This window comes from Novosphingobium sp. MD-1 (genome assembly GCF_001014975.1).
Lineage (GTDB): Bacteria > Pseudomonadota > Alphaproteobacteria > Sphingomonadales > Sphingomonadaceae > Novosphingobium.
In genome coordinates this window covers 1-11,829 of record NZ_BBXA01000003.1, presented here as the reverse complement: position 1 = coordinate 11,829, position 11,829 = coordinate 1, and the positions used below count along the sequence as shown (strand labels likewise).

The following is an 11,829-nucleotide window of genomic DNA, read 5'->3' as shown; positions in this document are numbered from 1 at the left end:
CCAAATATGAACAGGAAATCCACACAACCGCAGTCCGACGCCACCGCAGGAAAGTCTGGAGCCCAGCCAGCTCCAACTGTCAGTCACCTCCTCGGTGAAATGACCTGGTTACTCACCCAATCGCCCCTGCACCGTGCGCTCAGCATCGCCGATATCGAGTGGCTGATCATGCCCGCGCTCGCTCACCGGCAATTCTACCTTTTTAGGGACGGGGATCGCCCTGTTGGACTGGCGATGTGGGCCAAATGCGCACCTTCATCGGCTGCCAAGCTCGAGCGTGGCATGATCGAACCGGAGAATCGTCTCTCGCTGGAAGAATGGGCATCCGGCGATCAGATTTGGTTGGTCGATCTGATCGCGCCGTTCGCCACGGACGAGAACCGCCAGCGAGAAATCATGCTCGCCGATCTTATCTCGAAACCGTTGAAGGGGGTCGAGTTTCACTTTCATCAAACCGAGCCTGCCACGGGGCGCCGTATAGTCCAGACCGTGAGATCGGATGCCGGCGATAAGCTCAAGGCTGCCATCGAAAATGCGGTTGGAGAAGCTGCCAGCGGAGATGCAAAGCAGTGAAGGGGTCGGTTCCGGCTGAGGGCGAAATGACATCTGTGGACGCCCCGCAGAAAGCAAGCGTAAAGTTGAGCATGCACAGGTGTCGGATACTGCCATCTGTCCGGCCTCGTGATACAGCTTGAGCGCTGCGGGCCTGTATGGGAGTTCGCGGATCGGATCCAAAACACTCTAGGCGGCGTGGACAAATTTGGGATTCTCAATCGTCGAGCGCCACAAGCAGGCACGCCCGAAAGGCGCCTTCCGCAGTGTTTGACGTGCCCCCCAGCTTTCCACCAGCTGGTATTAGAGCCAGGCTGTTTTGTTGCGCATGAGCGCGGGGTAAGCAATGGCCTGTGCAGCGGAGCCCGGAGGGCGTAGCGGAGCAGGCCATTGCTTATGCAACTCGGCGGCGAATGCCGCCGGGGTCTCGTAGCCAAGGGCTGAGTGTGGCCGTTCTTGGTTGTAGTCCTCGCCCCATGCGGCGATCTGAACGCGGGCATGGTCCATGCTGAGGAACAGCGTCTCGTTGAATAGCTCATCGCGCATGCGACCGTTGAAGCTCTCGACGTAGCCGTTCTGCATTGGCTTGCCCGGCGCGATATAGTGCCATTGCACGCCGGCCTCACCGCACCAGGCGAGCACCGCGTTCGAGGTGAGTTCCGTGCCATAGCACATTGGGAACCGGTCCCTTGAAGAGCCGGATTGCCTTGATGAAGCCTGCGGGCGCTACGCGCCGTCGAGTAGCCGCAGCAGATTACTCTGCTGCGGCTCTCACAGAACCGGACATGCGGGCCACGCATCCGGCTCTTTGGATTGGTCGATCAGAGAGCCAGCGTGATATTTGTGCACCCGTGGCAGACACTTACTGCTCGTTGAACACAAGATTGACCCTCGAAAATGTTTTTGATATGTTCCGATGTGGAGATTTGTGATGAGCGACGATTGGTATAAAACTAGACCGCGTGTTGGTGGCATCGATCTGCAGTCTGAGTTTCTCTATGGCAGACGGAATAGCTTCGATGAGCCAATCTACGGCAACCCCGAAGCCGCAGCCTACTGGGCAACGCTGTCGCTGAAGCAGAAGATTGTCGGTTCGCTGTGCAGCATCGCGGTCGGCGCCGCCGGCACCGGGCTGCTGATCGCACTCTTCGCGGTTCTGCACTGACCTGTTGAACTTGCGCATGGCAGGTCGGGAGGGCGGCGCCTAGCGACGCCCTTTTCCTTTGGGATCGTATTCGGTGTGCAGGTGGTTGCGCGACGGATCGTGCGGGAACGTCTCGAACACCACGTCATAGTCGGGGCCAAGCCTGCGGCCCACCATTGTCGCCATCTGCCGGCCCTGCGCGATCGAGATGTTGTTGCCACGAAAATCGAGCGCGTTGCCGGAATAATGCCGGCTGCCGCTCATGTGCTGGCCATCGCGGCCCGATGTCACGACCGGCGCAGGAAGATTGAGACCCTTCGCCGCCAGCGTCACCGTGTTGAACGCTGGCCACATCTTTTCCGATACGCCCGAGAGATTGACCCCGGGCTTGGCTGAAGCGCGCACCGCGGCGGCCTGTTCGCGCGGGGTAAGCATGGTAGTCAGCGGCATGGTGCCCCACAGCGAGGATGACAGCCGGTCTCCCACCGACTGGCGCACAATATCGGCTTGACGCCCGCCGTCACCCAGCACGTCGTTGCGCATGGAATCGCCATGCTCCTTCATGGCCGCATGAGAGGATGTGAGCCGATCGCCAACCTGACCGTCGATACTGTGATCGGCCGCATGAGAGGCGACCTCCACCTGCGGCCCCTGGCCAGCAACACCGGCCATGCCAGCACGCCCGATGCGCTGAATATCCTCGCCGTTCGAGAACGAGGGACCGGCGATCGTCTGCTTCGGCGCTTGTGGGATGAGCCCGAGTTCGGCCTGCATCGTCGCGATCTTGTTGTCCATGTAGCGCTTGAGCAGCGTCTGCTCGGTAGCGGCCTGGGTCGGTGTCAGGTTGATCAGGCCCGGGTGATAGCTCTGGTCGAGGTGGCGGTTGGCGGGATCGAGCATCTGCCCTTGTGCGAAGCGCACAAAGTCCTGGTTCTCGTTGCGTGACAGCGAGAAGCCATTGCGCTTGAACTCGGACTGCGCGTTCTGCCAGCGCTGGAAGGTGTCCTCGGCCCGCGAGGCTTCCTCGCTGGCGGATTGCGCATGTCGCAGATCCTGCGACACCTCCTGGCTCAGGCCGCGCAACTGGCTGTTCGAGGAAGAACTTGTCTGGCGATAGAAACTCTCGCGCGCCTCGCGGGCGGAATCTCCGCGTGATTGTCTCTCAAGATAGCTCAAACCATCCAGCAGCGACTGTTCTGTCCTCGCGCTGTCTTTGGAATCGCGTGATTGCTGAGAGGCCCATTTCTGGGCAACGCTACCGCTTCCTTTAAGGGCGGCTACCTTTTCCGGTCCAAGCATGGACGTGATCGCCAAATTAGCATCGAATGAACTAGAGGTAGACGCTTGCCGCGTAAGTTCGTCCGATTCACTTTTGGTGAAGCCATGGTTCGCCGTGAGCGTGGACGACCACTGCGACTGCACATCGTGCACCCTGGCGAGCGAGTTGTTGAGCCCCCTGCCCTCCTCGGTGTTGGACGAGGCGACGCGCTGGGCGGTGTCGAACAGGCGCGTCGAACTGCTGTTGCTGGTCGACCAGGCGTCGCTCGCGGCCTGCCGCTTCTGCTCGACGATACCTGCCCCCTGAGTGAGGCTCTGCTCCATGTTGCGCCCAAAGTCCTGCGAGGACTGCAGGCTGAAGGTCAGGGCCGAGACACCGCCGCCCACATCGTAGCTGGTGCTGCCGTCGCCGCTGACCCGGGTCATCCCGCCATCGGCGTTGCGGGTCAGGAACTGGCCGGCACCCGTGGTCCAGGTCGGCGCATCGTTGGACTGGTTCGCGGTCAGGTTGTGGAACTGGCGATTGCCATAGGCATAGTTGCCCGTGGTCTGCTCGGCCGCTGCCTGCTCGGCCGCGTTCTGACTTGGCGCAAGGAAGCTGGTCGAGTGCGACGCGATCGACATCGCCCCCTTCGCCATCCCTGCGGCGATGAACGGCACCGACATGATCATGAAGCCGGCAAGCGCGCCGGCGTCCTGGTTGATCGCCGAGACGCCGGCGAAGTTCGCGGCTGTCAGGCCGCCTCCGTTCCACGAGGCAAGGCTCGCCTGCCAGCGCGTCATGAAGATCATGTTGAGCACCACGAACAGCGGTCCCCACGACGCCAGGTAGAAGAACCCGGTGATATAGCCCTTGATCACGCCGATCCCGCTGTTGGGCAGCAGGGTCAGCAGGAAGATGATCGGGAACATCGCGTAGAACACGACCGTCAGCACGATGTTGAGCAGCGGCACCCATTTCATCGCGCCGGCGGCGATCGTCGCATAAGTGTTGCGGGTCTGGATGTCGGCGCGGTTCGCCGCGAAGGCGTCGACCGTGCTTTGCGCCTGGCTGTTGCTGAAGCTCGAGACCGCGTCCGTCATCGCGTTGACCATCATGGCCTGGCGGGTCAGCGCCTGCGCGCTCGTGCCCGATCCGCCCAGGGCCGCCGCGCCAACACCTCCCACGTCGTTGGCAAACCGGGTCTGCGCGGCCGACGCCCCTATTCCGGGGAAGAACTGACCGGCAATGTGCGGCAGCGCTGCGTTGTAGTAGGTGTTCCAGCTGGCGACGATCAGGGTGTAGGCCGACTGGCACGACTGGATGTTCGAGGACCCGTCCGGATAGCGATAGACCTGCGACAGCGACACCGAGCCCGGACCCATGGCCGCGAGCAGGTCGGGGGCCTGGGTGAGCGACTGTATCGTCTTGCGGCCCATCAGCACGTCGTAGAACACGCATTGCCGGAAGTGCTCGTTGACGTTCATGGCGAGCGTCGGATCATCAACACGTAGCCCCTGCGTCGCATCGAGCAGCTTGGCGCCATAGATCATGCCCCCGGTCGAATAGCGCAGCGCTGCCGGCATCACGAACACGGTCTCGGCCGAGGTCGTCAGGTAATCGCCCACCTGGCTTGTGAAGCTGGCGATGCCGGCAAGCCCGATCGGCACGTTGGCCACGACCGCCGGGGCAAGGCCCGGGTTGGTGCGGTCGGTGACCTTGACGCTGGTCGTCGGCACCATCAGCACCATGTACATCAGCGTCGCCTGCATGAACCAGCGGATCAGCGCGCGCGGATCCATGTTCCAGGCCGTCGTCATCAGCGCCATGGCAAAGGCCATGACCATCACCACCCGCAACAGCGCGCGATAGCCTCCCGCGCCCGACCATGCCGCGATCGCGTTGAACACGTTGACGAGGTACTCCCCGCCTCCGACCGTGAAGACTTCGACCGTGGATCCCGCCATGGTGCTCACCCCTGCCCGTTGGCGCATAGGAGCTCCCTGCCGTATCGACGACAGGGAGCCTTGCGCGGACGGTTAAACGTAGTTACATATAATTTGTGGAAATCGAGTTCGATCCAGCGAAGGACATCGCCAACCGGCGCAAGCACGGTCTTTCGCTCGGGGACGCCCGAAACCTCACGATTGAAAAGGTTGTGCCCGACGAGCGTTTCGACGGTGAGCAACGATACCGGATTTACGGGACGCTCGACGGCAAACCGTGCTGCCTCGCCGCGGTCCTGCGCAATGGCATCGTCCGCGCCATCAGCTTCAGACGCGCGCACGAGAAGGAGTATCGACGTCATGCCCGATGAACGGCCCGTGGTTTTCGACGACGACAATCCGGAGTGGACGGCCGAGGATTTCGCGCGGTCCAAACCGCTTGAAGCCTTCCCCGAACTGGCGAGCGCCCTGCTCGGCCGCCCCGGACGTCCCTCGGGCTGGCGGAAGGCAAAAGCGAAGCAGTCGGTTACCATCCGGCTCTCTCCGGATGTCCTCGAGAAGTTGCGCGCCAGCGGCAAAGGCTGGCAAACGCGGATCGACGACATGCTGCGCCACAATCTCGGGCTGTAGCGTCCAGCAGGGCCAGAAGTCAGCGGCGCCATCTCACCCCTTCCTTAGGGCCTGAGGCCCTGCGCCGAGAGCGCGCGGGAGAAGTTGAGCGAAGCGGCAAGCCCCGGCGCCATGCGCGACTGCAGCGTACTCTCGATGCGCATCGCCCTGTCGACGATGTCGAACGTGCGGTTGACCCGGTCGGTCACGCCTTTGGCGCGCTGGGCGATCTGGCCGCGCACGTCGCGCAGCTGCGCCATGTACTGTTCGACGTTCTCGCGGTTGCTCTGCGCCACGAGCCCACCGCGCGACGCGCTGACCTGGTCGAGGAAATGGGTGACGATGGAGTCAAGCATGTCGATCGCGACGATCTCGGCGAGGGAATCGATCTCGGCGTCGGACAGGCGGAAGCCCGAGGCGGCCTGCACCGCGAGGATCTTGTAGACCGGAACGCTCGCGGTCCCGAGCAGGTTGCGCTCCTCTGCGGTCAGGGCGGTTTCAGTGGCGATCTTATCGCCCATCGACTGGATCAGCGCCTTGACGTGCGGGCGCAGCGCACTCGCTCCCAGCGCGGCGACGGTCTGGCCTCCGGTCTGGAGCCCGAGGCAGTCGGTGCTGTCCAAGCACTTGAGGATATTGACCGACTGCGAACCGTCGAGCAGCGCATCGAGGACCGGGCCGACCTGCGGTCCAATGTACTGGACCTTCGGCTCCTCGCTGTCGCTACCGCGCGCCGGCACCACGATCGTTCCGGTCAGCGTCATCATCAGCTCGCGCATCTGCTGGCTCTGGTCGGCGAGTGGCGAGGCCTGGATGATCGACCAGGCGTAGTTCTTCGGCCCGGGCAACTGCTGCTTCAGCGCGCCATCGGCCTGGTTGTTGGTCGAGGTCTGCTGGCCACCATTGCCGCACCCCTGGCGGCTGCGCGCCCAGTCCGAGAAGATGCCTTTCGAAGTGCCGACGGCATTGCACACCGAATTGCTCTTGACGCCCATCTCGCCGGCGATGCCACCAACCAACGCCGAGGCCGCCTCGCAGCTGCTGATGTTGAACTGGTTGAGGTCCTGGACCGCCTTTTCGAGGTCGCCTATGACCTTGTCGATCTGCGGGCTGATCGCCTGGATCGCGAGATGGAAGGCGAAGCCGATCGCGTTGTTGGCCACGGCCTTGGCCATGGCGACGAACTGGTCGGAATTGATGAACGAGAACGAGCCGGTGAACATGTCGATGCCACCGCAGCCGGCGGTCACCTTGGGCAATTGCAGGTTCGCCGGGTACACGGTCTTCTGCGGGAAGCGCGCCCACATCGATCCCAGCGAATAGTAGCCTGCCGACTGCCCCTGGTACGCGACCGGACCCGTTGCATTGGCGGCGACGCCCATATCCGAGAAGGCCGCTTCCATATCCGATCCGACCCCGGCATCGGCCGGCGCAATCGCGCCGCACACGGCCCAGGCCATGGCCCCCGCCCAGAGGGATGTCCGCGACAGGTATGACCGGCGAGACAGACACGACCGGAGAGACAGGCGTGCCCGCGCACGATCGCGGTAAACGATGGCCATCAGAAGCCACTCCCCGGTTTGGTGTTGGTGAGGACGAAAATGCGTTCGGTGATCTCGTCGGCCGAAAGGATGCCGGTGCCGATCGGCACGGGCCGTTTGGTCACGGTGTCGTAGAGCACCAGCGCCGGCGTCGCGCGGGAGGTCAGCCCCATGCGGGCGTACTGGCCGGTGTCGACAACATAACGCGGAAAGGTGCGGTTCGGGCCGCCGTCCATCGAGACGGCGACGACGTCGAAGCCACCCTTGTCCGAGACCGCCTTGAGGATCGGCGCGAAAACCTCGCAGGCCCCGCAACTCTGGGCGTAGAAATAGAAGATGCCATAGCGCTGCGACAGGCGGCGCAATGTCGCTTCCTCGTCGGCCTTGCGGTTGTCGAGCCAGGCCCGCTTGCCGAGCGTCGAGACCGGACGCTGGAGCGTGTAGTCGAGCGTGGGATCCTGCCAGACCGCGCGCTGCCAGACATCGGAGAACAGCGAGGCGCGATCGAGCTGCTCGCGCTGGTAGCGGATATAGGCGGTGACGTTGGCCTCGGTCGGCTCGAGCACGGCGCGCGCCTTCAGCTCGTCGAGCCGCTGCGTGATCGCCGCCAGCTGCGCCGTGGCCGAGCGCGTGGACGCGGGCGGCGCCGCGCGATCGGGCGCGGGCCGCTTGCGACGATCGCAGTAGAACCAGGTGCCGAGCTTGCGCTCATGGCAGTAGAAGGCATCGCCCGTCACGTCTTCGCTCCCCGGCCCTGCCGCGCCGGCCGCGGACGACGCGGGATCCTGCGCGGCCGCTGTGGCGACACTGTCGGCCCCGTCGTCGCCTGCCGTCTTGTCCTGCGCCTGCAGCACGGAGGCGGACAGCAGGCCGGAGGCCAGCATGACGGTGATCATGATCCTGCGCATCGTCGCTATCTCCTGTCTGGTCTGTGATCGGGGGGGCGCCGGTCGCCACGGCGTCCGCCGGAACCCGGCTTGGGCAGGGATTGAAGTCCGCCCTCGTCGCCGAGGCCCTGGGGGATGCTGTCCTTGCCGGTAAGGCGGAAGACGCCGGCGAGCATCAGCGGCCGTTCGGCCGCGGCGAGCACTTCCTCGCCGAGCAGCGTGGTCTGGGCATAGCGCATGCCCTCCTCATCCTGCGTGATTGCAAGCCAGCCCTTGTCCTCCTGGCCATAGATGAGATCGGCGAATTCCTGGGCGGAGAGGAACGGCACAAACCAGCGATACATCGAGGCGACCAGCTCATCGACGGGAACCGGGCGATCGGCACGACAGCGCACCAGTGCCGCCCATTCCTGCACGGTCACCGTGGGATGGCCGGAATGGGTGTTGATACTGGCCTCGATCTTCGCCTCGAATTCGGCGCGCTCCTGAGGTGTCATGTTCTCAAATCGATCGTCGTCATGCATTGCTGGTATTGCCCCCCGTGTCGGTGTGCGTGTCGCCAGCGCGAGTGTGATGGGGCTCAGGGCCAGCATCGGCGGTGGAGGTGCGGCGACGGACGCGCATCAGTTGCCCCCACCGGGGTTCTGCCCCGACCCGGCATTCTGGTGGTAATAGGCCTTGATCTTCGTCTGGATGTCGCTCGCCATCTGCGCCTGGTCGGGCAGCTTCACGGACTCGAGAAACTCGGAGTAGATCTCCGAGAAATCCATCTTCGATAGATCGAGGCGCGAGAACTCATCCAGCGTCAGCCCGGCGCACTGCTCGGTCTTGGGCGGCCCCCATGGCTTGTCGATCTGTGGCCGGCCCTGCTCCTGGATGATCCGGGTGAGCTTCGATTCAAAGCAGCAGTAGGTCTTCTTCTTGGTCGTGCAGACGCCGAGAAAGCTCGAGGAGCAATAGCTGCCGACGAAGTGGCAGAGGCCGAGGCGGTCCTTGACGTCGAGCTGCTTTTCATTGTTGGCGCACAGGAACGTCGTGAGGAACTGCGTGGCGATGCCGGCGATCGCGGTCGCGCCACCCGAACCCAGTGCCGCCCAGGCCGACACCGCGGCGCCGCCGGTGAGCAGGCCCGAGACCTTGCCGGCGCAGCAGTTGACGAGACCGAACACCGGCTTGTGACAGGTCTCGCGCGTGCCCGAGAACATCTCGAGCTTGTCGGGATCGAACTCCTTGTGGGCCTGGTCGATCGCGCCGAGCGCCACCAGCGCATCCTTGAACTCGTTCGAGGCATCACGATCGACCTGCTGGCAGGCCCCGCCCGCGCAGTAGACATCGCCTGCGCAGACATATTCGCGGTTGGGCGGCCCCTGCTCGCCCGGAACCGGGCAGCTGTAGGTCCGTTCGGTGACCTTGCACGGTCCGCTCAGGGTTTCATCGAGGCAGGTGTCGCGCTGCCAGGTGCATTGCGGATTGGATTCGAGCGCGCTGCATTCGGTCTTGTGGTCGATCGTGACACAGGCCCCGTCGATGAGATCGCCGCCGTTGGGGCAGATCTGGATCGGCGTCGCAGGCTGCTGGAGGACCTGCGTACAGGTCTGGCCATCGAGGACGAACCCCGCAGGGCACGACCAGGACGAAGGCGTCGCAGCCTGGCTCGCCCGGCACAGGCTGCCAGCGAGCGTATAGCCACCCGGACATTCGTAGGTCGGGCTCGCCGAGGCGGTCTCGGTGATCAGGCAGGTCGAGCCCGAGAGCGTGTAGTTCGTCGGGCAGGCGTAGATTGGCGTGCCGTTCTGCGTGGTGGTCTGCGAACAGGTCGTCCCCGAGAGGCTGTAGCCGGCAGCGCAGACATAGGTGACACTGGCCGAAGCGGTCTCGACGGTGCTGCAGGTCGTTCCGGACAGCGATCCACCGGAAGGGCAGGTATAGTTGACCGACGCCTGCTGGCTCTCGGTAGCCGAGCAGGTTGTACCCGACAGGGCGTAGCCCGCCGGGCAGGAGTAGCTGACGCTTGCGGGCTGACTCTGGGTCGAGGTGCAGGTCGTACCGCTGAGGGCATAGTTGGCGGGACAGGTATAACTGACGCTGGCACTGGTCGTGCTGGTGGTGGTGCAGGTCGTACCCGACAGCGTGCCGCCACTGGGGCACGAATAGCTGGCATTGGCGTTCTGCGTATAGACGATCGAGCAGGTCGCGCCGTTCAGGTTGTACCCGTTGGAGCACGTGTAGGCCTTGATCGGGTTGTAGAGGCAGGAATCATAGATGCCGGTATTCTTTAGCCGGCGTTTGTCGTGGAATTGCATGCCCTTGTAGGTTGGCGACGCGCAGTTGAAATTCGCGAAGTACGTTGACGAAATCATGCAGTAGTCGGCTTCGAGATTATAGGGCGACCCACTTCCCTTCTTCAGCAACGTCCCTTGGCCACACTGCAATTCCTGCGTCGCTCCGGTCGTCGCCGTCTGCGAACACGTGGTTCCGTTGAGGCTGTAGCCTGCCGGGCACGAGTAGGAGGCCGTCGCGGAATAGGTGCTGGTCTGGATGCAGCTCGTCCCCGAGAGCGAACCGCCCTGTGGGCACGAATAACTGGGCGTCGCCGTCTGCGAATTGGTCTGGGTGCAGGTCGTGCCGTTGAGGCTGTACCCGCCAGGACAAGAGTAACTCGCCGTCGCGCCCTGGCTCTGCGTGCGCGAACAGGTCGTGCCCGCGAGCGTGAAACCCCAGGGACAGGAATAGTTGGGCGTCGCCGCATATGTCGTGCCACGCACGCAGCTCGTGCCCGACAGGCTCCAGCCACCGGGACAGGCATAGACCGGCGTCGCCGCAGCGGTATTGATCTGCGAACAGATCGAACCCGACAGCGTGAAACCCGCCGGGCAGCTGTAGCCAGAGACACTCGCCCCGATCGTCGCGGTGCGCGAACACACCGTGCCCGACAGCGACCAGCCATCCGGGCAAGTCCAGGTCTTCACCGTTGCCTGGATTACCGAACTGCAAGTCGTGCCCGAAAGGCTGTAGCCGGCGGGGCAGGAATAGCCGGTGACTGTCGCGGTCCGGGTGATCGTCTTCGTGCAGGTCGAACCCGACAGCACAAAGCCATCGGGACAGGTCCAGGCCCCCACCGGCTCGCTCGAGGACACCGTCTCCCCGATATCGCAGGTCGCATCGTAGAAGACCTGCGTCGCGGGCTTCAGGATCTCCTGGCATTGGCCCTGCGTGGCGCTGGTCGCAAGCCCGGTGTCCGCTGTGCCGGCGCTGGCATTGATCGCCTCTCCCCGCGCCTTGATGTCCGCAAGGCTCGCCGCATCGATGCGCGAACGGTTGGCGTCGGCGCCTTTCATCAGGTTCCAGGAATCGTTGCCGACCGCGCTCGCCGACGCACCCGACAGCGCCTTGTCGTCAACCCCGTAAAGGCCCGACAGGCTGTCAGGAGCAGACTGGTATCCGGGAATCGTATCCCCGTTGACCTGCTGGTCGGTAATGCTCTCGGCCGCAGCCTTCTGGCCCTTGGCGAACGCCGTCCCGTCGTTGTTCGCCGCCTGGACATCGCCCTGCTCGAGCGGACGTGTTTGCCCCGCGACCTGGGCATCCGCCACGCCGTTGTTGACCAGCAGCGCGAGCGCGCCGAGCATGCACAGGGTGTTGTGGAGAAGGCGGCCCATCATGCCCCCTTCCCCTGGCGCAGACGCGCCAGCGCTTGCGCTGCGATCGATGCGCCGGGACCGTCGCCGGCGGCAATCGTCTCGAGCGCAAAATCCAGCGTGACGTTGCCGCTGATCGAGTCGAAAGGTGGCACGGCCGTGGTGCAGTCGAGCCCGTCGCAAGGATCGAAGTCGGAGGTGACCACCGCCACGGCGGGAACCGCCGTCACATGGAACGCGCGGAACAGCCTCGG

General features: G+C 64.0%; 10 protein-coding genes and 1 pseudogene. 4 read left to right on the top strand and 7 right to left on the bottom strand.

All coding sequences use genetic code 11. The annotated features are described in order from the left end of the window. Window positions 1–6: 6 nt before the first annotated feature. Complete coding sequence (locus NMD1_RS00515; protein WP_125953163.1) at window positions 7–573, top strand: toxin-activating lysine-acyltransferase; 567 nt, start codon at window positions 7–9, stop codon at window positions 571–573. A gap of 282 nt (window positions 574–855) precedes the next feature. Here NMD1_RS00515 and NMD1_RS00510 read toward each other — a convergent pair. Beyond that, window positions 856–1,218 (bottom strand): annotated as a pseudogene (locus tag NMD1_RS00510) (integrase core domain-containing protein); the annotation flags it as partial. A gap of 265 nt (window positions 1,219–1,483) precedes the next feature. Here NMD1_RS00510 and NMD1_RS00505 point away from each other — a divergent pair. After that, window positions 1,484–1,717, top strand: a complete 234-nt coding sequence (locus NMD1_RS00505) for a hypothetical protein (RefSeq protein ID WP_125953162.1) — start codon at window positions 1,484–1,486, stop codon at window positions 1,715–1,717. Window positions 1,718–1,756: 39 nt separating this feature from the next. Here NMD1_RS00505 and NMD1_RS00500 read toward each other — a convergent pair whose 3' ends face one another. Then, window positions 1,757–4,921: a conjugal transfer protein TraG N-terminal domain-containing protein gene (locus NMD1_RS00500; protein WP_158453834.1), complete on the bottom strand. Its 3,165-nt coding sequence runs from the start codon at window positions 4,919–4,921 to the stop codon at window positions 1,757–1,759. A gap of 95 nt (window positions 4,922–5,016) precedes the next feature. On the opposite strand from NMD1_RS00500, the gene NMD1_RS00495 reads away from it, so the two are divergent. Both NMD1_RS00495 and NMD1_RS00490 read left to right on the top strand, forming a co-directional pair. Continuing rightward, on the top strand, window positions 5,017–5,271 hold the full coding sequence (locus NMD1_RS00495; protein WP_125953160.1) for a BrnT family toxin: 255 nt from the start codon (window positions 5,017–5,019) through the stop codon (window positions 5,269–5,271). Further along, window positions 5,261–5,530, top strand: a complete 270-nt coding sequence (locus NMD1_RS00490; protein ID WP_125953159.1) for a BrnA antitoxin family protein — start codon at window positions 5,261–5,263, stop codon at window positions 5,528–5,530. The genes NMD1_RS00495 and NMD1_RS00490 overlap by 11 nt, the downstream gene beginning before the upstream one ends. A 44-nt stretch (window positions 5,531–5,574) precedes the next feature. Here NMD1_RS00490 and NMD1_RS00485 read toward each other — a convergent pair whose 3' ends face one another. The 5 genes from NMD1_RS00485 to NMD1_RS00465 form a co-directional block, all read right to left on the bottom strand. Then, on the bottom strand, window positions 5,575–6,969 hold the full coding sequence (locus tag NMD1_RS00485) for a conjugal transfer protein TraH (protein ID WP_125953158.1): 1,395 nt from the start codon (window positions 6,967–6,969) through the stop codon (window positions 5,575–5,577). Between the two features lie 101 nt (window positions 6,970–7,070). Further along, window positions 7,071–7,958: a conjugal transfer protein TraF gene (locus tag NMD1_RS00480; protein ID WP_233497261.1), complete on the bottom strand. Its 888-nt coding sequence runs from the start codon at window positions 7,956–7,958 to the stop codon at window positions 7,071–7,073. 5 nt (window positions 7,959–7,963) lie between these two features. Further along, window positions 7,964–8,461, bottom strand: a complete 498-nt coding sequence (locus tag NMD1_RS00475) for a hypothetical protein (protein ID WP_125953157.1) — start codon at window positions 8,459–8,461, stop codon at window positions 7,964–7,966. Window positions 8,462–8,560: 99 nt separating this feature from the next. Further along, entirely contained in the window at window positions 8,561–11,599 is a 3,039-nt protein-coding gene (traN, locus tag NMD1_RS21400; RefSeq protein ID WP_233497260.1) for a conjugal transfer protein TraN, read from the bottom strand. Continuing rightward, the coding region (locus NMD1_RS00465) for a TrbC family F-type conjugative pilus assembly protein (RefSeq protein WP_233497259.1) at window positions 11,596–11,829 on the bottom strand (234 nt) is incomplete at its 5' end. The genes traN and NMD1_RS00465, both read right to left, overlap by 4 nt.